Source organism: Actinoalloteichus caeruleus DSM 43889 (assembly GCF_000429185.2).
GTDB lineage: Bacteria > Actinomycetota > Actinomycetes > Mycobacteriales > Pseudonocardiaceae > Actinoalloteichus_B > Actinoalloteichus_B caeruleus.
The window spans coordinates 2,634,558-2,656,493 of record NZ_AUBJ02000001.1 but is presented as its reverse complement, the minus strand read 5'-3'; the positions used below and the strand labels follow the sequence as shown (position 1 = coordinate 2,656,493).

General features: G+C 73.0%; 18 protein-coding genes and 1 pseudogene. 5 read left to right on the top strand and 14 right to left on the bottom strand.

Translation table 11 applies throughout. The features are described 5' to 3' along the window. Nucleotides 1-650: 650 nt before the first annotated feature. The 3 genes and pseudogenes from G443_RS09670 to G443_RS09665 all read right to left on the bottom strand — a co-directional run bounded on the left by G443_RS09670 (nucleotide 651) and on the right by G443_RS09665 (nucleotide 2,896). A complete protein-coding gene (locus tag G443_RS09670) occupies nucleotides 651-1,622 on the bottom strand; it encodes an RluA family pseudouridine synthase (protein WP_051313817.1) in 972 nt (323 codons plus the stop codon). A gap of 483 nt (nucleotides 1,623-2,105) precedes the next feature. After that, a pseudogene (locus G443_RS24980) lies at nucleotides 2,106-2,222 on the bottom strand (biotin carboxylase N-terminal domain-containing protein); the annotation flags it as partial. A 107-nt stretch (nucleotides 2,223-2,329) separates the two neighbouring features. Continuing rightward, nucleotides 2,330-2,896: a TetR/AcrR family transcriptional regulator gene (locus G443_RS09665; protein WP_026418406.1), complete on the bottom strand. Its 567-nt coding sequence runs from the start codon at nucleotides 2,894-2,896 to the stop codon at nucleotides 2,330-2,332. A 584-nt stretch (nucleotides 2,897-3,480) separates the two neighbouring features. On the opposite strand from G443_RS09665, the gene G443_RS09660 reads away from it, so the two are divergent. Continuing rightward, nucleotides 3,481-4,740, top strand: a complete 1,260-nt coding sequence (locus tag G443_RS09660) for an MFS transporter (RefSeq protein ID WP_051313818.1) — start codon at nucleotides 3,481-3,483, stop codon at nucleotides 4,738-4,740. 43 nt (nucleotides 4,741-4,783) lie between these two features. Next, nucleotides 4,784-5,740: an LLM class flavin-dependent oxidoreductase gene (locus G443_RS09655; RefSeq protein ID WP_026418407.1), complete on the top strand. Its 957-nt coding sequence runs from the start codon at nucleotides 4,784-4,786 to the stop codon at nucleotides 5,738-5,740. A 238-nt stretch (nucleotides 5,741-5,978) separates the two neighbouring features. Here the strand turns inward: G443_RS09655 and G443_RS09650 are convergent, their stop codons facing one another. From G443_RS09650 to G443_RS09635, 4 genes are all read right to left on the bottom strand, one after another. Further along, nucleotides 5,979-8,090, bottom strand: a complete 2,112-nt coding sequence (locus tag G443_RS09650; RefSeq protein ID WP_026418408.1) for a xanthine dehydrogenase family protein molybdopterin-binding subunit — start codon at nucleotides 8,088-8,090, stop codon at nucleotides 5,979-5,981. Beyond that, nucleotides 8,087-9,079, bottom strand: coding sequence for an FAD binding domain-containing protein (locus G443_RS09645; protein ID WP_026418409.1), 993 nt, complete (start codon nucleotides 9,077-9,079; stop codon nucleotides 8,087-8,089). Before G443_RS09645 ends, G443_RS09650 begins: the two co-directional genes overlap by 4 nt. Then, a complete protein-coding gene (locus tag G443_RS09640; protein WP_026418410.1) occupies nucleotides 9,076-9,591 on the bottom strand; it encodes a 2Fe-2S iron-sulfur cluster-binding protein in 516 nt (171 codons plus the stop codon). Before G443_RS09640 ends, G443_RS09645 begins: the two co-directional genes overlap by 4 nt. Before the next feature lie 400 nt (nucleotides 9,592-9,991). Further along, nucleotides 9,992-10,969: a helix-turn-helix transcriptional regulator gene (locus tag G443_RS09635; RefSeq protein ID WP_026418411.1), complete on the bottom strand. Its 978-nt coding sequence runs from the start codon at nucleotides 10,967-10,969 to the stop codon at nucleotides 9,992-9,994. A 75-nt stretch (nucleotides 10,970-11,044) separates the two neighbouring features. Between G443_RS09635 and G443_RS09630 the strand changes: the two genes are divergently transcribed. Further along, complete coding sequence (locus G443_RS09630) at nucleotides 11,045-11,392, top strand: YybH family protein (RefSeq protein ID WP_026418412.1); 348 nt, start codon at nucleotides 11,045-11,047, stop codon at nucleotides 11,390-11,392. A gap of 118 nt (nucleotides 11,393-11,510) precedes the next feature. Here G443_RS09630 and G443_RS09625 read toward each other — a convergent pair whose 3' ends face one another. From G443_RS09625 to G443_RS09600, 6 genes are all read right to left on the bottom strand, one after another. Then, nucleotides 11,511-12,368: a phosphogluconate dehydrogenase C-terminal domain-containing protein gene (locus tag G443_RS09625; RefSeq protein ID WP_026418413.1), complete on the bottom strand. Its 858-nt coding sequence runs from the start codon at nucleotides 12,366-12,368 to the stop codon at nucleotides 11,511-11,513. Then, nucleotides 12,368-13,162: a sugar phosphate isomerase/epimerase family protein gene (locus tag G443_RS09620; protein WP_026418414.1), complete on the bottom strand. Its 795-nt coding sequence runs from the start codon at nucleotides 13,160-13,162 to the stop codon at nucleotides 12,368-12,370. Before G443_RS09620 ends, G443_RS09625 begins: the two co-directional genes overlap by 1 nt. Nucleotides 13,163-13,199: 37 nt before the next feature. Further along, nucleotides 13,200-13,991, bottom strand: coding sequence for a triose-phosphate isomerase family protein (locus G443_RS09615; RefSeq protein WP_026418415.1), 792 nt, complete (start codon nucleotides 13,989-13,991; stop codon nucleotides 13,200-13,202). Further along, nucleotides 13,992-14,462, bottom strand: coding sequence for a ribose-5-phosphate isomerase (locus G443_RS09610; RefSeq protein WP_026418416.1), 471 nt, complete (start codon nucleotides 14,460-14,462; stop codon nucleotides 13,992-13,994). Between the two features lie 39 nt (nucleotides 14,463-14,501). Continuing rightward, nucleotides 14,502-16,223 carry a dihydroxyacetone kinase family protein gene (locus G443_RS09605; protein WP_026418417.1) on the bottom strand — a complete coding sequence of 574 codons (1,722 nt, stop codon included), beginning with the start codon at nucleotides 16,221-16,223 and terminating at the stop codon, nucleotides 14,502-14,504. A 73-nt stretch (nucleotides 16,224-16,296) separates the two neighbouring features. Then, on the bottom strand, nucleotides 16,297-17,676 hold the full coding sequence (locus tag G443_RS09600; protein ID WP_035275495.1) for an MFS transporter: 1,380 nt from the start codon (nucleotides 17,674-17,676) through the stop codon (nucleotides 16,297-16,299). Between the two features lie 324 nt (nucleotides 17,677-18,000). Here G443_RS09600 and G443_RS09595 point away from each other — a divergent pair, with 324 nt between their 5' ends. Further along, the gene (locus tag G443_RS09595; protein WP_016699718.1) at nucleotides 18,001-18,789 is read left to right on the top strand and encodes an HpcH/HpaI aldolase family protein; all 789 of its coding nucleotides are present in this window, start codon (nucleotides 18,001-18,003) and stop codon (nucleotides 18,787-18,789) included. A 70-nt stretch (nucleotides 18,790-18,859) separates the two neighbouring features. Further along, complete coding sequence (locus G443_RS09590; protein WP_016699719.1) at nucleotides 18,860-19,615, top strand: FadR/GntR family transcriptional regulator; 756 nt, start codon at nucleotides 18,860-18,862, stop codon at nucleotides 19,613-19,615. Nucleotides 19,616-19,669: 54 nt separating this feature from the next. Here the strand turns inward: G443_RS09590 and G443_RS09585 are convergent, their stop codons facing one another. Next, entirely contained in the window at nucleotides 19,670-21,931 is a 2,262-nt protein-coding gene (locus G443_RS09585; protein ID WP_035291818.1) for an MMPL family transporter, read from the bottom strand. Nucleotides 21,932-21,936 lie beyond the last annotated feature (5 nt).

Sequence of the window (21,936 nt, the reverse complement as noted above, 5' to 3'; positions counted from 1 at the left end):
GGCCAACACCCTTCCCGCGCTGGGTTTCCTCGCTCGGACGTCCGCTGACCGTTCAGGCCGTCACGGCTTGGCCCCTGGACGCCGCTACGCCTGGTCGGCCCCCGACGAGGCGCGATGAAGGCCACCACGCGGTGCGGAAGACAGCTGGCACAAGCGCATCGGATTGTGACCCCTCTTAGGGGCGATGAGGACTCTGACCTGCCACGCACAGCAGGAAGCCCCCGCACGTTGTGACCCCTCTTAGGGGCGATGAGGACAAGGAGAAGGGAGACCAGCAGGAGGAGCCCAAGCCGTTGTGACCCCTCTTAGGGGCGATGAGGACCCGAGAGTAAAGGCGCAGGTGGAGGCTGTCCGCGAGGCGTTTTTCGTGGCTGTTTTGCAGCGAACCCGAGGTTTGACATCAGACCCGGGGGGTTCGCTGCAAATCGTACTCGGACCTGCGGCTGCTCCTCACCCGTGGGTCGGAGCATCCCAGCGGTCGTCCGCTGTCTCTCCGCGCTGTCGTACGAGGCCTTCTCGAAGCTGACTCGCACGCGGAGGAAGACCTGCCGGGCGGTGGAGCTGAGGCGGTGCGCACGGTGCGGAGACACGGTATCGCGGAGAGTGGGAGTGGTAGGCGGAGGCGCCGAAGGTCAGCATCCAGACCGCTTTCATGGGTGGCTCGCCGACGGGGTGGGGCGCGGGTCGTGTCGGCCCCCGGACCAGGTTTCGTAGTCGTCCCAGGCTCCGAGCGTGAGGCGGCTTTCGAAACGGCGTGGTCGACCTGTCACGGGATCGGTGAAGGACAACGCCTTGGCCAGCAGTTGGAGTGGTCGGGTGAAGTCGTCCAGTGGTTTCTCGGTGAGCATCGGGTAGAAGTCGTCACCGAGGATGGGCAGGCCAAGCCCGGCGAGGTGGAGGCGTAGTTGGTGGGTGCGGCCGGTGCTCGGGAGCAGCCGGTACCGGCCCAGGCCGTCGCGGTGCTCGACGAGTTCGATCCGGGTCTCGCTGTTCGGGGCGCCCGGCACTTCCTGAGCGGTGATGACGCCGCGTTCCTTCACGATCCGCGAGCGCACGGTCCTGGGCAGTTCCACGGCCGGGTCGTGCGGCGCGACGGCCTCGTATTCCTTGTGCACCACGCGGTCGCGGAAGAGGGTCTGGTAAGCCCCCCGGAGTTCGGGGCGGACGACGAACATGAGCAGGCCGGCGGTCACCCGGTCCAGGCGGTGCGCGGGCACCAGGTCGGGCAGGTCGAGTTCGTCGCGGAGGCGCACCAGCGCGGTCTGGAGGATGTGCCTGCCCCGGGGGATGGAGGCCAGGAAGTGCGGCTTGTCGACCACCAGCAGGTCCTCGTCCTGGTGCACGATCCCGATCTCGAAGGGGACGGGCACCTCCTCCGGCAGGTCGCGGTGGAACCACAGCACCGCGTGGGGGACGAAGGGGCTGTCCGGGGCGAGCGGCCCGGAGTGGTCGACGAAGCCTCCCTCCCGGAAGAGGGCGTCGATGCGTTCGGGGGCGACTCGGGGCAGGCGGTCGACGAGGTGATCGCGGAGGGTCGCCCACGGGCCGTCCGCTGGCAGCCGCAGCCGCGCCGCGTCCAACCCGTTGCGCTGCGGCAGCGGTGACCTGGCCTTCCGTCTCATCGGCGGGAGCCTAGTCGAGCCGGGGGCGGTCGCGGGGTCGTGTGCGCCGCCCAGGTCACTGGCGGTGTCGGACCGGCGTCGCTTCGCCCACCGTGCCGCTCCGCCCACCGTCTTCGATTGCCGGAGGTGGGGGGAGGGGCAGAGCCGGCCACGCGGTGGCTTCCGGCGGCCGCGCGAAGGGGCACGCCAGGCGCGGGCGATGCGGGAGCTCGGCGACGTGGCGGGGAGGGCCTGCGGGGGCGAGGTCCTGCGGACCGAGCGGGGGAGTTGGCGACCGCGAGGTCCACGCGGGGGCCGGGCGACGTGGGGGCGAGCGCGCAGGGGGGAGGCGCGGCGGTGGTCGGCGGGCGTGGCCTCAGGGTGCTGGCGACCGGGTCGAGCGGTGGTGCTGGGCGCCAGCGGGTTGGTGGTGCGACGGTCGGTGGAGCGGTCCGGGTTGAGGCGGGGCGGGACCTGGTCCGTTCCGCACCCACACGCGTCGGCGGCCCGCGTGGCGGGCGGGTCGTCGTCCGCCGTCGAGTGGGCCACGACGGTGCGGATGCCCAGTTCCCGGCAGCTGCGGATGACGCGGAGCGCGATCTCACCCCGGTTGACGACCAGGACGCTGTCGCGTGGCGCGACGAGGACGGTGTCGCGTGGCGCGACCAGGACGGTGTCGCGTGGCGGACCAGGGCGGTGGCGTGACCAGGGCGGAGTCGGTGGGGCGCTCAGGAACCAGGGGGGCTGGGAGTGGACCCTCCGCTGATGCGTTCGATGGCGTCGACGGTGAACGCTCGTTCCAGGGGTTCGGTGCCCAGGGCGTGTTGGATGGTCAGTCCCTCGATGAGGCTGTCGAGCTGGCGGGCGGTGTCGGGGTCGAAGTGCCGTTCGAGGGCGTGGCGGGTGCGCCGCATCCAGTCGTGGGTGATCGAGCGGAAGGCGGGTTTCCGGGCCGCGAGGGTGTACAGCTCGTGGGTCAGGACGAGGTTCCGGGCGGTGTCGAAAATGTGGTGGTGGATGATGTCGGCGATGGCTGCCTTGGCCTCCTCGCGGTCGCGGGCCCGGCCCAGCCGGTGGTCCATCCGCGCGCTGACGGCGCCCGCGAACCTGCTGAAGGCCTCGCGGAGCAGTTCGTCCATGCCGGTGAAGTGGTAGGTCATGGAGCCGAGGGGCACGTCCGCCGCCCGGGCGACCTTGCGGTGGGAGGTCCCCGCGACGCCTTCCTCGGCGATGAGGTCCAGGGCAGCGGTGATGATGCGGTCGCGGCGTTCGGGGTCCACACGTCTGGTCGTCATGGCTCCACCCGTCCCCGGCCCGGTGTGCGGGCCCGATCGTCCTGTGGTCTCCCCTGGCGGCGGCCGCCTGGGCCATTCCCGCCGGTCGAGGTGTCCTCGGTCCTGGCGCAGCATTTTCCCGGACGTGGCCGCGCCCTCTTCCCGGACGTGGCCGCGCGCCCTCGGCGAGCCCGTGCGGGGCCGGCCATCCAGGTCTGGGCCCGCGGACCCGGGCGAGGGGCGGAGCCGGTGCGCGACCGCAGTGAACCAGGAGGTCCGGGCGTTCGGTGGACCAGGTGAGCCCGCACGGAGCAGGAGGGGCGGGACGGCGCGTCCGCTGAGGGGGCGGTCCCCGCGCTGGTGCCCGCGTCTGGCCGGCGGCGTCCGGTCGACGCGCTGGTCCGGCGGGGTGTGCCCCTATCGCACTGTCCGGGGACGGTGGGTAACGGGCTGACCGCTTGTGGTCACCGAGGTCCGCTCCACGTCCACGGCTTCGTGCGTACACTCGTACACCGCGTGTGTGTACGACCGTACACTCCCGTGTCGTCCTGGGAACTCCGCCCGCCGGAACCCGCCCCGTGGAACCGAGAGGTGCACTCGCTGTCATGGCTGCTGACGAGCAGGGGACCGTCGTGCCCCCCGAGCACCGGGAGACGGCCCGGCGGCGGTTCGCGTTGCTGGTGCTGTTCGCGATACCCGGGATCTCCCTCGCCTCCTGGGTGACCCGGACGCCCGCTATCCGCGACCAGCTGGACGCCACCACCGGGCAGATGGGCCTCGTGCTGTTCGGTCTCTCCATCGGCTCGATGACCGGGGTGATCTCGGCCGCCACCTTCGTCCGCCGGTACGGCACCCGCCGAGTCGCGGCGGTGAGCATGATGCTCATGATCGCCGGCCTGGCGGTCATCGGGCTGGCCGCGTTCCTCGCCTCCGCCGTGGTGGCCTTCCTCGGGCTGCTGCTGTTCGGCCTCGGGATGGGTGCCGGCGAGATCGCGGTGAACATCGACGGCGCCGAGGTCGAACGCCTCCAGGGCAGGCCGCTGCTGCCCACCCTGCACGGCACCTTCAGCCTCGGCACGGTCGCCGGCGCGCTCCTCGGGATCTGGTTCACGGCGGTCGACTTCCCCGTCGCCGTGCACCTGGCGGGGGTGGCCGGGCTCTGCGCCACCGCCGCCGTCCTGGCCGTGCGCGCGGTGCCCGCCGGCTTCGGCCAGCGTCCACCGGCGGCCACCCGGGGCCTGCGGGCCGCGTCGCGCCGCCAGTGGGAGGTGTGGCGGGACTCCCGCATCCTGCTGATCGGCGTCGTCGCCCTGGCGATCGCCCTCGCGGAGGGCGCCGCGAACGACTGGTTGCCGCTGCTGATGGTCGACGGGCACGGCTTCGACCCGACGTCCGGGTCGCTGGTCTACACGGGGTTCGTCGCGGCGATGACCGTCGGCAGGTTCTGCGGTTCGGTGGTCGTTCGGCGCTTCGGCCGGGTGGCGGTGGTGCGGGCCAGCGCCAGCCTCGGTGCGGTGGGGCTGGCCACGGTGGTGTTCGTCGACAACCCGGTGGTGGCCGCCTGCGCGGTGGTCGTGTGGGGCCTGGGGGTGTCGCTCGGGTTCCCGCTGGCGATCTCGGCGGCGGGCGACGGCGGGGGAGACGCCACCGCCCGGGTCAGCGCCGTGGCCACCGCCGGGTACGTCGCCTTCCTCGTCGGCCCGCCGCTGCTGGGTTTCCTCGGTGACCACGTCGGCCTGCGGGACGCGATGATCGTCGTGCTGGTCCTGGTGGTCTGCGCCCTGTTCGCCGCGGGCGCCACCCGGCCGCCAGCGGAGGACGATGACGGTGTCGGGCACGCCTCGGCCGGAACGCGGACCGGGTGACCAGCATGTCGGGCAGAGTGCCCGGCGCGATCGAGGAGTGGGGATGATCGTGGACGACCGTGCCACCGGGGTGTTGCTGCCCCGTGACCTGCCAGCCGGCCGGGTCCTCGACTTCGCGAGGGAGGCCGAGCGGTTCGGCTTCGGCGAGTTGTGGGTGGTCGAGGACCTCGGTTTCCGGGGTGGCTTCGCCCAGGCCGGGGCGGTGCTCGCCGCGACCGACCGCATCCGGGTGGGGATCGGGGTCCTGCCGGTCGGTGCCCGCGGCGTCGCGTTCGCGGCGATGGAGGCGGCGACGCTGGCGGAGTTGTTCCCTGGGCGGGTCGACATCGGCGTCGGTCACGGCATGCCGGACTGGATGCGGCAGGTCGGGGCGTGGCCGGCGAGCCCGCTCACCCTGTTGGAGGAGTACACGGTCGCCCTGCGGGCCCTGCTGCGCGGGGAACGGGTCGACGTGGCTGGTCGGCACGTGTGGCTGGACGGCGTCCGGTTGGAGACGCCTCCCGCCGTTCCGCCGCCGGTGCTCGCCGGGGTCCGAGGGCCGCGTTCGCTCGCGGTGGCCGGGAGGGTCGCCGAGGGGACTGTCCTGGCCGAACCGGTGTCCCCCGAGTACGCGCGCACGGCGCTCGGCAGCATCGCCTCGCACGGCCCCCACCGGCTGGTGGGCTACAACCTGGCCGTGGTCCACGACGACGGGGGTGCGGCGGTGGCGGCGGTCCGCCCCGCGCTGGCGCCCCTCGGCGAACCCGACTGGCGGCCCCACCTGGCGCCGCTGCCCTTCGCCGACGAGGTGGTCGCCCTGCGCGACGGGTGCGCGGACGGCGCCGAGTTCGCCCGGCGACTGCCGGCGGAGTGGGTGCGGCAGCTGGCCGTGGTGGGGACCCCCGACCAGGCGAGGCGGCGGGTGGACGTGCTGCACGAGGCGGGGGTGACGAGCACGGTGCTCATCCCGGTGGGCAGCGACCCGTTCGTGTCGTTGGCGTCCCTGGCCCGGGTGCTCTGAGCGGTTCCGGGGAGACGCTGATCAGCGTCGCCCGGACGTGTCGAGGACGTCGTCAACCGGCGAGCTGGGGTGCCGTTGGTGGGCGGCGGCTGCGCCCTGGCGTGGTCCGGCCGGGGATCCAGGGGACCGGATGAGGTCCTCGATCCGTCCGCGTGGCGTGGGGCGGTCCGACGGGTAGGCCGGTGGTCGCGCGACCACCGGGTCCCGCTCAGGGGGCGGGCGCTCGGTCCCGGCGCGGCTACCGGTGGCGGCCGAGCAGGCGGTCTGGGGTGATGGGCACGTCCCGGACCCGCACCCCGGTCGCGTGCCACACGGCGTTGGCGACGGCGGCGGCGGTGCCGACGATGCCGATCTCGCCGATCCCCTTGCTGCCCATCGGGTTGTACAGGGGGTCGGGCTCGTCCAGCCAGCTGACGTCGATGTCGCCGACGTCGGCGTTGGTGGGGATGTGGTAGCCGGCGTAGTCGCCGTTCACCACGTGCCCGAACCGGGGGTCCACCACGCTCTCCTCGTGCAGGGCCATGGACAGCCCCATGGTCATGCCGCCCATGAGTTGGGAGCGGGCGGTGCGCGGGTTGATGACCCGTCCGACGTCGAAGACCCCCACCATCCGGGGAACCCTGATCTCGCCGGTGACCGCGTCGACCCGCACCTCCGCGAACTGGGCGCCGAAGGCGTGCAACGCGTACCGGCCGACGGCGGTGTTCTCCGGCAGTTCCCCCACCACCTCCGCCCCGGCGGGCGGGTCGTCGCCGTGCCGGTCCCGGAAGGCCCGCGCGGCGGCGACGACGGTGGTGCCCCAGATGCTCAACCCCGAGGAACCGCCGGCGCCGACGGTCGCGGGCAGCGCGCTGTCCCCGATGACCAGGTCGACGGCCTCCGCCGGCACCGCGAGCGCGTCGGCCGCGATCTGGGTCAACGCGGTCCAGGTTCCGGTGCCCAGGTCGGAGGCGGCGATCTCCACCTGCCGGCGGCCGTCGGGCAGGGCGCGGATCCGCGCCCTGGACCCCTGCTGGGGGAACAGCGGGTAGGTCGAGGCGGCCATCCCGACACCCACCAGCCAGTCGCCGTCCCGGCGGCCCTGCCCGGCGGGCGGGCGGTCGGCCCAGCCGAACCGGGTGGCGCCCTCCCGCAGGCACCGCGCCAGGTGCCGGGTGGAGAAGGGCAGTCCGCTCTCCGGGTCGGCGTCGGGTTCGTTGCGGATCCGCAGTTCCACGGGGTCCATGCCCAACGCGACGGCCAGTTCGTCCATCGCGGACTCCAGGGCGAACATGCCCGGCGCCTCCCCGGGTGCGCGCATGATCACCGGTGCCGGGACGTCGAGCGGGACGAGGCGGTGGGTGGTCCGGCGGTGCTCGGCGGCGTACATGGTGCGGGTGGCGACGGCGGTCTGCTCCGCGAACTCCTTGAACCGCGCGGTGTGTTCGACGACGTCGTGGGCGATGGCCGTCAGCCGTCCCCGCCGGTCGGCGCCCAACCGCACCCGTTGGATGGTGGGGGTGCGGTGCCCGGCGTTGCCGAACATCTGCTGCCGGGTGAGCGCGCACTTCACCGGGCGTCCGGGGACGAGGCGGGCGGCGAGCGCGGTGAGCACGTGGTGGGCCTTCGGGGAGGCCTTGGAGCCGAACGCGCCACCCACGTGCGGCGAGTGGATCCACAACTGCTCGGGGTCCAGGTCGAGCAGTGGGGCGAGGACCTTCCGGATGGGGGACACCCCCTGGTTGGAGTCGTACATGGCGACCGCGCCGAGGTCCGCGGCGCCGGGCCAGCGGACGACGGTGGTGTGCGGCTCCATCGGCACGTGGTGCTGGACGGGTGTCCGGTAGGTCTGGTCGACGGTGGCGGCCGCGTCGGCGAGCGCCCCGTCGACGTCGCCGTGCGAGGTGTCGGTGTCGAAGCTCGGGTTGACGTGGTCGGGTCGGTAGCGCTCCGGGTGGTCGGCGCGGAGCACCACGTCGTGCCATTCCCGCTGGTACTCGACCTTCACGAGGCTCGCCGCGTGCCTGGCCACCTCGGGCGTCCCGGCGATGACGGCCCCGACGAACTGGCCGTGGTGGCGCACCTCGTCGTCCTGCAACACCCACAGTTCCAGGTCGTCTCGGGAAGCCAACCGGGGCGCGTTGAGGTGGGTGAGGACCGCCACCACCCCGGGCACGGCCTCCGCCTCCTCGGTGTCGACCCACCGCACCCGGCCCCGGGCGATCGTCGACCGCACCGGGAACAGGAACAGCGGGTCCTCGACAGGCTGTTCGTAGGCGTAGGGGGCCCGGCCGGCCACCTTCGCCGGGCCGTCGAGCCGTTCCCGGGGCCGCCCCGACTCGGCGGGGGCCGGCGGGGGCGTGCCGGTCATCGCGCTCCCTCCTCGGCGAGGCCGGTCAGCACGGAGACCAGCGCCTCGCGGGCCATCGTCGTCTTGAACGCGGATCCCGGGAGTGGTTCGGCCTCGGCGAGTTCGGCCTCGGCGGCGGCCCGGAACGACGCCGGCCGTGCGTCGGCGCCCCGGAGGGTTTCCTCGGCGCGGGTGGCCCGCCACGGTTTGTGGGCCACGCCGCCGAGGGCGATGCGCACGTCCCGGACGACGCCGTCGGTGACCGTCAGCGCGGCGGCGACGGAGACCAGCGCGAACGCGTAGGAGGCCCGGTCGCGGACCTTGCGGTAGGCCGACCGGGTGGTGGGCGGCAACCGGGGCAGGTCGACGGCGGTGATGAGTTCGCCGTGTTCGAGGACGGTGTCCCGCCGCGGTTCGTCGCCGGGGAGCCGGTGGAAGGCGGTGAGGGGGACTCCCCGATCCCCGTGGGCACCGGTGAGCCGGACGGTGGCGTCCAGCGCGGCCAGTGGCACCGCCATGTCCGAGGGGTGGACGGCGACGCAGTGTTCGGAGGCGCCGAGGATGGCGTGGTGGCGTTGCCAGCCGGCCAGCGCCGAACAGCCGGAGCCCGGTTCCCGTTTGTTGCACGGGGTCGCCGGGTTCTGGAAGTAGGCGCAGCGGGTGCGCTGGAGCAGGTTGCCTCCGGTGGTGGCGAGGTTGCGCAGCTGCCAGGACGCGCCGGCGAGGAGGGCGGCGGCCAGCATCGGGTAGTCGCGGCGGATGGTGGGGTGCGCGGCGAGGTCGCTGTTGCGGACCCCGGCTCCCACCCGGACGCCGCCGTCGGGCAGCGGGTCGATGTCGTCGAACGGGAGCCGGGACACGTCGACGAGCAGGCTGGGGGAGGTGATGCCCAGCCGGAGGTGGTCGACGAGGTTGGTGCCGCCGGCCAGGTAGGTGGCGTCCGGTCGGGACGTGGCGGTGCGCACGGCGTCCTCGACGTCGGTGGCCCGGTGGTAGTCGAAGGGGATCACGGCGCCTCCTCCGCCAGGGTCTGGCGCACGGCGGCGACGATGTTGACGTAGGCGCCGCAGCGGCAGAGGTTCCCGCTGAGCCGTTCCCGGATCTCCTCGTCGGTCAGTTGGACGGGGCCGGTGAGTTCGCCGGTGACGTGGCTGGGACGGCCGTCCGTGGCCTCGGCGAGCATGCCGACGACGGAGCAGACCTGGCCGGGGGTGCAGTAGCCGCACTGGAAGGCGTCCTGGTCGAGGAAGGCCCGCTGCACGGGGTGGAGCGTGTCGCCGGGGGCGAGGCCGTCGGCGGTGGTGACCTCGGCGCCGTCGTGCGAGACGGCCAGGGCGAGACAGCTGGTGATCCGCCGGCCGTCCAGCAGGACGGTGCACGAACCGCACTGCCCGTGGTCGCAGCCCTTCTTGGGGGAGGTGTTTCCGAGCCGGTCGCGGAGCGCGTCCAGCAGGGACGTGCGGGTGTCCACCCGCAGCGTGTGCGTGGTGCCGTCGACTCGCAGCCTGATCTCGGCTTCCATCCGCCACCCCACCTCCGCCGCTGTGCGCCGCCGAGCCCACGGTAGGGCGGGTGGGCCGGCGTCGCCCGGTGGAAGGGCCGCGCTCCTCCATGCGCTGGCGCCGGGTCGTGGTCGGGCGGGTGGACGATTACCCGCTCGGACCGGGACGGGGTGCCGCCACGGCGCCGTGGTGCTCGGGGGTGGTGCCCGTGGACGGCCTGGACTCCTAGGTGGCCTCGGTGGAGGTCGTCGATGCCCAGCGCTGCTCGATCGCGCGTCGAGACCCTCCACCACCGGGTGAGTGCGCGCCGCGTTCGGCCGGGACGCGGGCGACGTCCGTTCCAGGCCGGGAGGGTGCCGTGGGGGCGTTCGAGCTGACCGGCGGGGGTTGCGCACGTTCGGGCGGCGAGGCCGGCGGTGCTCAGGACGGCGTGGCGTAGCGGGCGGCGAGGGTGGCGGCCCGGTCTCGCAGGGAGGTCCGCAACCACTGGGGCTCCAGGGCTTCCGCGTCGGCGGCGAGCCGCCACAAGGCCCACTCGGCGTGCCTGGCGTCCTGGAAGGACACCTCCAGTCGAGGCCAGCCGTCCGGGCCGGTGTCCTCGGAGTGGACGGCCACCGCGGTGCCCACCAACTCGGCGCGCCGCGCCGGGTTCACCCGTACCAGCACGGTGATCTGCTGCCCGCCGGCGCGGAACCGCCTGCCGCGTTCCCGCCAGACCCCGGCCAGGTCGACCCGGTCCGGTCGCCGCGCCGGTTCGGGGAGCGCCTCGGCGGCCAGGACCCGGGACAGCCGGTAGGTGCGGTCCGCGCCGGACCTGGTGGCCAGCAGGTACACCTGGTCCCGGGCGGTGACCAGGCCGATCGGGTCCACCGTGCGCCACGCCGGGGGCTGCTCCGCCGCCGCGTAGTGGATGCGCAGCCTGCTCCCGGCGAACACCGCCCGCCGGACCTCGGCCACCACCGGGGTGGGCACCACCTCCTCGGCGACGAGCCGGCGTTCGAGGAGATCGGTCTCCGGGTCGACGAGCAGCCGTTGGACCGCGCCGGCCGCGCTGGCCCGGGAACCCTCGGGGAGCGCGTCGACCACCTTGCGCATCGCCGAGGCGAGCGCCGGCCCGAGGCCGAAGGCCTGCGCGCCGCGCCGCGATCCGACGACCAGCAGGGCGAGCGCCTCGTCGTGGTTCAGCCCGGTGAGTTCGGTCCGGAAACCGGGCAGCAGGGCGAAACCGCCGTGCCGGCCGCGTTCGGCGTAGATCGGGACCCCGGCGGTGGACAGCGCCTCGACGTCGCGCAGCACGGTGCGGGTGGACACCTCGAGTTCCCGGGCCAGCGCGGACGCGGACAGCCGGCCGTGTTGCCGCAGCAACAGCACCAGCGATACCAACCGGTCGGCGCGCACCCGGGAAACCTACTGGAAAGCACGACAGGAGGTGTCGTGTTTCGCTGCGAGGCTGTTCCCATGACAAGCAGGGCAGTGGCCACCGAACCGAACGACCTGGGCAGGTACTTCATCGAGCGCGGCAACGTGGGGGACGTCGACGGGTTGGTGGCGTTGTACGAGCCGGATGCCGTGCTGGCGTTCCCGCCGGGCACCGTCTCGAAGGGGCACGCGGAGATCCGCGAGGTGTACGAGCGGTTCGTCGCGGCCGCCCCGGAGCTCGAGCCGGGCCGGCAACACCCCGCGCTGGTGAGCGGGGATCTGGCGCTCACGGTCTCGACGCTGACCACCGGTGAGATGGCGGTGGAGGTCGCGCGTCGCCAGGAGGACGGGACGTGGCTGTGGGTGGTGGACCAGCCGGTGCTCCTGCCGGACAACGGGTGACCTGACGACGCGGTGGAGCCCCCGCGGTGACGCGGGGGCTCCCCGAGGACGGCGGCTGGCCGCGTCGATCGACTACCCGGGGGCAGCGGTCGACCCGTGGTGAGCGCGGGGGCCTGGCTCAGCGGTTGATCTGCTTGATCCGCAGCATCCTGGCGATGACCTTGTCCAGCTCGTCGTCCTGGAAGACCTTCTTCCAGTCGTCCTTGATGATGGTCTCCCGGCCGTAGTCCATCGCGATCAGGCAGGCCTCGGAGAACGGGTTCGATCCCTTGAGGGTGTTCGCCAACGCCACCTGGGTGTGGCCGTAGAGCATCGCCTTGGCGGCGGGCTCCGGGACGCCGACGGTGGTGACCGTCTCCTCCAACGCCTCCTTGAGCAGGGAGCCGATCATGCAGGCGATGGTCTCGACCAGGGTGGGTTCGAGGACGGCCAGCTGCTTCACCGTCACCCAGTGCACGTCCACGACCGGGGCGTACATGGTGCGGATGACCGTCTCGGCGACGTCCCGACGTTCGGTGTCGTCGGACTCGATGGCCGCGACGACCTCCTGCGGGGCGGCGATGCCGCCGAAGGTGTCCGCCCACTCCTCCTTGGTGGTGCGCTCCAGGAACACCGAGGGGTGGCAGGGGTGGGCCACGGCGTAGTGCAGGTCGTCCCGCTGGGCCAGCAGTTTGGCGTAGGCGGCGGCCGGGTCGAGGGTCAGCAGGATCGCGCCAGGGCGCATCACCGGCACCAGCGCTTCGGACACCGTGCCCAGGACGATGTCGGGCACGGCCAGGATGACGACGTCGCTCTCCTTCGCGGCGTCGACGCCGTCGATGACCTCGCGGCCCTTGCCGGCCAGCAGTTCCCGCCCGGCCGGGGAGTTCTCGCTGTAGAGGACGCGGAAGTCGCTCCGCTCCAGGTTCGCCGAGACCCGCAGGCCCATCTTGCCGGCGGCGCCGATGACCGCGACGGTCAGCTGCTCGGTAGCCATCACTCGCTCCTCAGGAATTCGATGTTGTGCCGCGTCCACTGGTCCTCCAGCCGGGCCGTCTCCTCGAAGGTGCCCTGCCACGGCAGCCAGTGCTCGACGATCTGGTTGATGTTCTTCTCGGCGGGTCGGACCCGGCCGATCATGTGGTGGTAGTCGAGGAGACCGGTGCCGAGCGGGCAGCCGGTGAGGGAGAAACCGACCCAGCCCGGTGACCGGGTGAAGGTGAAGTCCTTGACGTGGATGTTCACCACCCGGTCGGCGGTGCGGTCGACGACGTCGGTGGGCTGTTCGAGGCGGGCGACGCTGTTGGCCGGGTCCAGGCACACCCCCAGCCGGGGGTTGTTCACCGCGTTCACCACCCGCAGCAGGTCGGTTGTCGAGACCTGTTCGTAGGTCTCCAGGCCGAGGGTGACGCCGCGTTCCTCGAAGGCCGGGAGCGCGGAGCCCAGCGCGGCCACCGCCTCCTCGACGGTCGGCCGGTGGTCGGCGGTGTTCAGCATGGACCGCACGAAGGTCGCTCCGAGGGCCTCGGCGATGTCCAGGTACCGCAGCAGGTGTTCCGGCCGCACTCCCCGGGTGCCCAGTTCGAGTCGGACGCCGAGGTCGTCGGCGACCCGGCGGAGCTCGGTGAGCTGCCCGGGGGACAGCCCCTCGACCGGGGGGTGGTCGCAGATCTGGAAGACGTCGCCGCCCAGTTCCCTGGTCTCCGCCACCGCCTCGGCGAGGGTGACCGGCGTGGGCGCGGCCTCGGACAGCCGCCAGAAGTAGGCGTAGGTGCTCAGTCCCACCGCCATCGCGTGCTCCTTTCCACGGGCGGGGCCGTGCTGGTGCTCATCGGGCCCGTGCCCCCGCGCCGTGCAGGGCCAGGGCCTCGTCGAGGATCGCGGCGACGGCGTCGGGGTCGTGGGCGAAGCGACCGAGGAACAGCCCGCCGACCTCGGTGCCGAGGTCGGTGAGCAGACCGGGGCCGGCGCTGCCGCCGTAGATCACCCGGCTGCCGGCCCGGCAGGCGTCCTCGGCGAGCCGTTCGCGCAGGGCGGCGCACACCGTCGCGATGTGGTCGGTGGAGGCGGGTTCGGGGGCTCCGATCGCCCAGTGCGGTTCGTAGGCCACCACCACCCGGCCCGGTGCGCCGTCCTGGTCGGCGGCGGCGAGCAGCCCGCCCAGTTCGGTGACGCAGCGGCGGGCGGCCTCGGCGGGGGAGACCCGGTCGGGTTCCCCGACGCACAGCACGGGGGTCAGGCCGTTGCGCAGGGCGGCGGCGGTCTTGGCGGCGACGACCTGGTCGTCCTCGCCGAACAGGCGCCGCCGTTCGGCGTGTCCGACCTCGGCGTAGCGGCAGCCCAGTTCCCGCAACAAGGTCCCGCTGGTCTCGCCGGTGTAGGCGCCGGAGTCGGCCCAGGACAGGTCCTGCGCGCCCACGCCGACCCCGGTGCCGGCGAAGGCCGCCAGCACGGGCGGGATCAGCGGGGTGGCGGGCAGCGCGAACATCTCGACGAGGCCGCTGGTCACGGCCTGGTGGGTGCGGGCGAGGTCGGCGACCCGACGGCTCCAGTCCAGGGTCCTGGCCTGCCCGAAGTACATCTTCAGGCTCACCCCGACCGTGACCGCGCTGGCGTCCACTCAGGCCGTCCCGGTGTTCTCGTAGTCGCCGATCACCGCGACCTTCGCCGCCGAGGCGGACGACTGGTCGAAGCGGTAGGTCAGCCACTCCCTGGCCAGTCGCCGCGCCAGTTCCAGGCCGACGACCCGTTGGCCGAAGGTGAGGATCTGCGCGTCGTTGCTGAGCACGGACCGTTCCACGGAGAAGCTGTCGTGCGCGGTCACGGCCCGCACGCCCTTCACCTTGTTCGCGGCGATCGCGACGCCCAGCCCGGTGCCGCAGACCAGCAGGGCCCGGTCGGCCTCCCCGGCGGCCACCAGTTCGGCGGCGGCGATCGCCACGCTCGGGTAGGGGGTGTGGCTGTCGGCGTCCACGCCGACGTCCCGCACGGAGGCGACGAGGTCGTTGGCCTCCAGGTCCTTCCGCAGCGCTTCCTTGTACTCGTAGCCGGCGTCGTCGGAACCGACGACGATCCGCAGCCTGTCGCTCATCAGCGTCTCCTTCCTGCCCCTCGGGCTCGTCTGGTGGCTCTAGTCGGGGAGCACGTCGCGGACGGCCCGCACGATCAGGGCCAGTGACACCGCGCCCGCGTCGGGCGTGCCCACGCTGCGTTCGGCCAGCGGCCGGGCCCGGCCCATCCGGGGGACCAGGTCGGCCGTGCCCTCGGCCGCCCGTCCGGCCGCCTCGGCGGCGGCCTCCCACGCGGCACCGAGGGCGTCCCCGGCCTCGACCCGGCTGGACAGGGTCTCGGCGAAGGGCACCAGGACGTCGACCATCGTCTTGTCACCGACGACCGCCCCGCCCAGGCGCATGACGTCCTCCGACGCGGCGCGGACCCCGGCGGCGACCGCCTGCGCGGAGGGCCGCTGCTCGTCGCCGACCACGGCGGCCAGCGACCGCAGGGCCACGCCCCACAATGCGCCGGAGGTGCCGCCGGCCTCGTCGGCCCAGGCGTCGGCCGCCCTGGCCAGCAGCGTCCCGGCCCCCGCGTCCCTCGCGGCGGCCTCCTCCGCCGCCCGCAGGCCACCGGCCGCTCCCCGGCGCATCCCGATGCCGTGGTCCCCGTCACCGGCCACCGCGTCGATGCGCCCCAACTCCTCGGCGTGTTCCTCGACGGTGTCCCGCACGGCGGCCAGGGCGGCCAGCGCGGTGCGGGCCGAGGCCCGGGACTCCTCGCTGGCGGGCGGGACGACGTCCTGGGCCAGGTCGGGGATCTCGTCGTCGTCCGCGCCCTCGACCCTGGGCACCGAGCCCTTGCGGTGGGCGGGGCTGTCGGCCGGGGCCGTCCACAGCGGTTCCAGCTCGTCGGTCAACCAGAACAGGGTGAGGGAGGCTCCGGCCATGTCGAAGCTGGTGACGAGTTCGCCGACCTCCGGGTCGACGACCTCCAGGCCGGCCCGGTCGAGCAGCTGGGCGACCCGCCGGTAGACGACGAACAGCTCCTCGTACTTCACCGAACCCAGGCCGGAGAGGATGACGCCGACGCGCTGTCCCCTGGGGGTGTCGACGCCTGGGGGGAGTTCGGCGAGCAGGGTGGAGACGAACAGTTCGGCGAGCTCGTCGGCGGTCGGCATCGGCTGCTCGCCGATACCCGGTTCCCCGTGGATGCCCAGTCCGACGGCCATCCGGCCGGCGGGAACCGTGAACAGCGGTTCGGTGGAGCCGGGCAGGGTGCAGCCGTCGAAGGCCACCCCGAAGGACCGCGTGCGGTCGTTGGCCAGCCGCGCCAGCCGGGCCACCTCCGCGAGGGGGAGGCCGGCGTCGGCCGCGGCCGAGGCGACCTTGAACACGGCGAGGTCGCCGGCGACGCCACGTCGGCGGTCCCGGTCCCGTGCCGGGGCGCTGGAGACGTCATCGGTGACCGGTACCGCCTCGCAGGGAATGCCCTCGTCGAGCAGCCGCTGCCTGGCCTGGCCGAAGTGCAGGACGTCCCCGGCGTAGTTGCCGAAGGACAGCAGCACCCCGCCGCCGCTGTCGGCGGCCCTGGCCACGGCGTGCACCTGCTGGGCGGACGGGGAGGCGAAGACGTTGCCCACGGCGGCGCCGTGCGCCATGCCCTGTCCCACCAGGCCGGCGAAGGCCGGGTAGTGGCCGGAGCCGCCACCGACGACGACGGCCACGTTCCCCGGGACCCGGGGGGTGGCGCGGATGACGCCGCCGGGGACGCGGCGCACCCAACGGCGGTGGGCGGCCACGAAGCCCTCCAGGGACTCCTCGGCGAAGTCGGACGGGTCGTTGAACAGTCGAGTCATCTGCTGGCGGCCTCCGGACCGCGGGGAACGAGAGGCGGGCGGGCGGTGGCCGGCCCCGCCCGGCTCGGGTCGGTCAGTGCCCGCCGGCGCGGGTCGAGGTGGGGGCGTCGTCGTCCACGGTTCCGTCGACCACGGGGTCCACGGCGCCCCGCCTGCTCAGGGCCACCATCAGCACGCCGGAGAGCACCATCAGCCCGCCGACCACGAACATGGGGACGACGTAGGAGCCGGTGAGGTCGTTGAGGAAACCGGTCACGTAGCTGGCGGCGAAGCCCGCGATGTTGCCCAGGGTGTTGATCAGCGCGATGCCGGCGGCCGCGGCCGCCCCGGTGAGGAACCGGGAGGGCACGGTCCAGAAGTTCGGCAGCGCCGCGAAGATCGCGCAGGCGGTGACGGTGATCACCGCGACGGTGGCGGCCGGGGAGTTCATGAACAACGCCAGCGGGATGCTGAGACCACCGACGACGGCGGGGACCGCGATGTGCCAGGTCTGGACGCCCCTCCTGGTGGCGTCCCGCGACCACAGGTAGAGGACGACGGCCGCCGGCAGGTAGGGGATCGCGGTGATCAGGCCCCGCTGGAAGACGTCGAAGGTCGTGCCGAACTGCTCCTCGAACCCGCTGATGATGGTGGGCAGGAAGAACGCCAGGGCGTAGAGGCCGTAGATGAAGCCGAAGTAGATGACGGCCAGCACCCACACCCGGCCGTTGGTGAACGCCGCCTTCATGCTGTGGCCCTGGCCGTCACCACCGGCGGACTTGGCCTTCGCTTCCTTGTCGAGGGCGGTGGTCAGCCACGTCTGCTCCTCCTTGGTCAGCCACTTCGCGTCGGCCGGCCGGTCGGGCAGGTAGAACCAGGTGATCACGCCGACGATGACGGCGGGCAGCGCGACGCAGAGGAACATGAAGCGCCAGCCCTCCAGGCCGAAGAACACGCCGTGCTGCTCGATGAGCGCTCCGGCCAGCGGCGCGCCGATGACCGTGGTCAGCGGCTGGGCCAGGTAGAACAGGGCGAGGATCTTGCCGCGGTGCTTGGTCGGCACCCAGAGGCTCAGGAAGAGGATCGCGCCGGGGAAGAAGCCCGCCTCGGCGACACCGAGCAGGAACCGCAGCACGTACAGCTGCTCGGCGTTCTGCACCCAGGTGAACAGCAGCGCGACGACGCCCCAGCTGACCATGATGCGGGCGAGCCAGCGCCGCGCGCCCACCTTGTGCAGGGCGATGTTGCTCGGGACCTCCAACACGATGTAGCCGATGAAGAAGACGCCGGAGGCGAAGCCGAACTGGGCCGCTGTCAGGGCCAGGTCGTCGTTCATCCCGTTGGGCCCGGCGAAGGAGATCGCCGTCCGGTCCAGGTAGTTGATGAAGAACATCAGGGCGACGAACGGCACGAGTCGGACGGCGACCTTGCGGATCGCCGAGCGCTCGACGGACGCGGTTGAGGCGGTGTCCACGCTGACTCCTCGGATTCACCGAACTCCCACGTTCGGCGGTGAACTCTGCCCGCTGCTGATCCTCCATCTGGGCTAGACGCAGCAGCGCGGAACGGCTGAGCACACGTTAGCCCTTCTTCGGAAATTGGTCACCGGTTGACCACCTTGAATTTTCACCGGATCGGTTTAGTAGGCCGTGACGGTGAGTCACGTCACTTTCGCCGGCTCCCGGCGGCGACCGGTCAACTGGTTGGTTGCCCTTCCGGGCGAGCGGTGGTTTGCTGGGCCGCGCCGCACGGCACGACCCGCTGACCAGCCCAACGACGGAGCTAAGGTGGCCCGCTCATGACCCTCGACGTGATCGACAGGGCGCGGGCCGGGCAGGTGGCCCTGGGCACCTTCGTCTTCGAGTTCGACTCCAACGGCATCGGTCGCCTCGCCGCTGGCGCGGGCGCGGAGTTCGTCGTCTTCGACGCCGAGCACACCGGCTGGGGCTGGGAGACCATCGGCCGCCTGCTGGCCACGACCCGCCCGGCCGGGATCCCCGCCTGGGTCCGGGTGCCCTCCGCCGAGGACCGCAGCGCGGTGAGCCGCGCGCTCGACCTCGGCGCGCGGGGGGTGATGGCGCCGATGGTGGAGTCCGAGGAGGCGGCGCGCCGCCTGGTGGCCTGGTCGGCCTACCCGCCGCGCGGTGTGCGGGGCGCGGCCTTCGGCATCGCGCACGACGACTACGTCGCCGGCGACTTCCTCGACACGATCGCCAGGGCGAACGACGACACCGTCGTGATCGCGCAGATCGAGACCGTGGCCGGGTTGGAGGAGGTCGAGCGGATCGCCGCCGTCGACGGCCTGGACGTGCTGTGGGTGGGTCACTTCGACCTGACGAACTCGATGGGGATCCCCGGGCGGTTCGACCACCCCGACTACCTGGCGGCCCTCGACCGGGTCGCCTCGGCCGCCGCCGACCACGGCAAGCTCGCCGGTTTCATGCCCACCAGCGTTCCCCAGGCCACCGACCTCGTCGAGCGCGGTTTCCGGCTGCTCGCCTACGGCGGTGACCTGTGGATCTACCAGAAGGCACTCGCCACCGACCTCGGAGCGATCCGCTCCGCGACCGATTCAGGAAGGACGTGAGTGGTGTGATCGACGCCGTCACCACCACGCTGCTCCCCCGCCGACCCGCCCGGTCAGGACGGGGCCGGCCATGACGCCCGAGACGACGCAGCCACGGTTCGAGGAGCTGCTGCGGCCGGTGGCCCGCGAGTCCACCGTCAGCGAGGTCGCGAAGCGGCTGCTGGACCAGCTCGCCGAAGGCCGCCTCGCGCCCGGAACCCGGTTGCCCTCCGAGCGGGTGTTGGCCGAGGCCCTCGACGTCGGGCGGTCCACCGTGCGCGGTGCACTCTCCGCGCTGGACATCCTCGGGATCATCGAGATCAAGCCGGGGTCCGGTTCCTACGTGCGGCAGACGACCTCCGACCTGTTGCCCCAGACCATCAACTGGGGGTTGATGCTCGGTCAGCCCCGGACCCACGACCTGGTGGAGGTGCGCCAGTTCCTGGAGGTCATCACCGCCCAGCTGGCCGCCACCAGGGCGTTGGACGAGGACATCGACCGCCTGGAGAAGCACCTGCGGCGGATGGAGGAGGCCGTCGACGACGTGCCCACCTTCGTCGAGGCCGACGTGGCCTTCCACCTCGAGACCGCCGAGATCGCCAGGAACTCCGTCCTCAGCGACATCCTGCACAGCGTGCGGTCCCTGCTCCAGGTGTGGGTGGCCCGCGCGGTGCGGGCCGACGGCACCACCGCCACCACCCTCGCCGAGCACACCGCCGTCTTCGAGGCCATCCGGTCCCGCGACCCGGAGGCGGCCGGCGCGGCGATGCGGGCGCACATGGACTCGGCCAGCGGTCGGCTGCGGCGATCGTTGGTGAGCCCGGAGGCGGGCGCGGAAGCCAGCTGAGCGGCTCGGGGGCCGGTCGGCCGTGACGACCGACCCCCGGCACCTGCTGCCGGGTCAGACCGACTCGCGCAGCCCGATCCGGTCGTGCAGCCGCCGCAGCGGCGCGGGCGCCCACCAGTTGGCCCGGCCCGCCAGTCGCATGAACGCCGGGACCAGCACCGCCCGGATCAGGGTGGTGTCCACCAGGATCGCGACGGCGACCCCCACCCCCAGCATCTGGATGTACATCACGCCGGCCGAGGCGTAGGCGGCGAAGGACGCGGCGAGGATCAACCCGGCGGCGGTGATCAGCGGGGCGCTGCGCTGCATGCCCACCGCAACGGCCGCGTCGTTGTCCCCGGTGCGGTCGTACTCCTCCTTGATCCGGGACAGCATGAACACCTCGTAGTCCATCGACAGCCCGTAGGCCACGCAGAACATCAGGATCGGGATGCTCGGTTCCAGCGAACCGGTGGCGGTGAACCCGAGCGCCCCGGCCAGGTTGCCCTCCTGGAACACCCACACCAGGGCACCGAACATCACCGACAGGCTCAGCAGGTTCAGCACCGTCGCCTTCACCGGGAGCAGCAGACTGCCGGTCATCAGGAACAGGATCGCGAAGGTGACCAGCAGGATCAGCGCGAGCACGAGCGGAAGCCGCTCGACCACGGTGGACCGGTAGTCGGCGAGTTCGGCCGGGTAGCCGCCGACCAGCACCTCCGAGGGGGCGGGCACGTCGCGAACCCGCTCGACCAGCCCGGTCGCGTCCTCCTCCAGCCCCTCCAGGTCGGGTACCGCCGACAACCAGGTGGCGTCCTCGCCGGCGAAGCGTTCCGGCTCGGCCTGGTCGGTGGCCACCAACTGGCCGTCCTCGTGGGAGCCGGCGAGGGAATCGACCCTGGCCACCCCGGGCACCTCGGACAGGCGCGCCGCGTAGTCGGCGAGTTCCGGTCCCCCGGCGGCCAGCGGGCCGGCGTCGGGCAGCACGACCTGGAGCGCGTCGACCTCCTCGGCGGCGAACTCCGAGCGCACCACCTCCTGGACCTGCCGGCTCCCGGTCTCCGGGGGCAGGATCCGATCGTCGGGGAGGCCGAAGCGGAGGCCGAGCGCGGGGGCGCCCAGGGCGAGGAGCGCGACGACGGCCACGCCGCCGAAGAGCACCGGTCGCCGCATGACCGCGGTCGCCGCCCGGTACCAGCGGCCGGCGGTTCCGGGCAGGGCGGCCTCGGGGCCGACCGGGGCCGGTGCCGTCCTCGCCCGTCCGGCGACCCGGTGCCCGAGGGAGGCGAGCACCGCCGGCAGCACGACGAGGGCGCCGACCAGCCCGCCGGCGACGATCGCGACGCCCGCGTAGGCGAAGGACCGGAGGAAGTCGAAGGGCAGGACCAGCAGGACCACCAGCGAGGCCGCGACGGTCACCCCGCTGAACACGACCGTCCGGCCCGCCGTGTCCAGCGTCCGCGCCGTCGCCTCGGAGACGGAGGCCCCGGCGCCCAGCTCCTCGCGGAAGCGGTGGATCACGATCAGCCCGTAGTCGACGCCCAGGCCGAGCCCCATCGCGAGGGTCAGGTTCAGGGCGAAGGTGGAGACCTCGCTGAACAGCAGCGGAATCCGTAGGAGCGACAGGGCCACCAGCATGGCCAGCACCCCGACGGCCAGGGGCAGCAGCGCCACCAGCGCGCTGCGCAGCACCAGTACGAGCAGCACGAAGACGAGCGGGAAGATGATGAGTTCGGCGCGGACGAAGTCCGACCTGGCCTCGGCGCCCGCGTCGCGGAACACCTGTTCCCCGCCGCCGATGCGGACGGAGGCCAGGTCGTCGTCACGGTCGAAGCGTTCGGTGAGCCCGGGGAGCACGGTGGAACGCACGTGATCGGCGTCGCCGGGGATCCGGGCGACCACGAGCGCGTGCCGCCCGTCGCGGCTGGCCAGGGTGTTCGCCCCGCCTCGGGTCCAGTAGGAGTAGGCCTCGGCGACGCCGTCGTGGTCGGCGAGTTCGCCGGTCAGGTCCAGGCCGTACTCCCGCATCTCGGCGGTGGAGACGTCCCCGGACTCGGGGGTGACCAGCAGGATGAGGTCGGGGCTGCCGGTGTCGAAGCGCTCGGCCAGCACCCGGCCGGCCTGGTCGGACTCCGAGCCGGGGGCCTCGAACCTCGACAGGGCGAAGGACCCGACGGCGGTGGCGCCGAGCACGCCGCTGAGCACGGTCAACGCGAGGCTCGCCCACAGCACCCGGCGCCGGTGGTGGGCGAGCCACCGTCCCAACCGGTGGAGCGGGCCAGGTGCGGGATTCGTCGGGTGACGGCGGGGAGCGGGGGTGTCGAGCGCGGTGCTCACCGGCG

Excerpts from the sequence above, each read along its gene's own strand:
- G443_RS09670 (WP_051313817.1), bottom strand. The coding sequence starts at position 1,622 with ATGAGACGGAAGGCCAGGTCACCGCTGCCGCAGCGCAACGGGTTGGAC.
- G443_RS09665 (WP_026418406.1), bottom strand. The coding sequence starts at position 2,896 with ATGACGACCAGACGTGTGGACCCCGAACGCCGCGACCGCATCATCACC.
- G443_RS09660 (WP_051313818.1), top strand. The coding sequence starts at position 3,481 with ATGGCTGCTGACGAGCAGGGGACCGTCGTGCCCCCCGAGCACCGGGAG.
- G443_RS09655 (WP_026418407.1), top strand. The coding sequence starts at position 4,784 with ATGATCGTGGACGACCGTGCCACCGGGGTGTTGCTGCCCCGTGACCTG.
- G443_RS09650 (WP_026418408.1), bottom strand. The coding sequence starts at position 8,090 with ATGACCGGCACGCCCCCGCCGGCCCCCGCCGAGTCGGGGCGGCCCCGG.
- G443_RS09640 (WP_026418410.1), bottom strand. The coding sequence starts at position 9,591 with ATGGAAGCCGAGATCAGGCTGCGAGTCGACGGCACCACGCACACGCTG.
- G443_RS09625 (WP_026418413.1), bottom strand. The coding sequence starts at position 12,368 with ATGGCTACCGAGCAGCTGACCGTCGCGGTCATCGGCGCCGCCGGCAAG.
- G443_RS09620 (WP_026418414.1), bottom strand. The coding sequence starts at position 13,162 with ATGGCGGTGGGACTGAGCACCTACGCCTACTTCTGGCGGCTGTCCGAG.
- G443_RS09610 (WP_026418416.1), bottom strand. The coding sequence starts at position 14,462 with ATGAGCGACAGGCTGCGGATCGTCGTCGGTTCCGACGACGCCGGCTAC.
- G443_RS09605 (WP_026418417.1), bottom strand. The coding sequence starts at position 16,223 with ATGACTCGACTGTTCAACGACCCGTCCGACTTCGCCGAGGAGTCCCTG.
- G443_RS09595 (WP_016699718.1), top strand. The coding sequence starts at position 18,001 with ATGACCCTCGACGTGATCGACAGGGCGCGGGCCGGGCAGGTGGCCCTG.
- G443_RS09590 (WP_016699719.1), top strand. The coding sequence starts at position 18,860 with ATGACGCCCGAGACGACGCAGCCACGGTTCGAGGAGCTGCTGCGGCCG.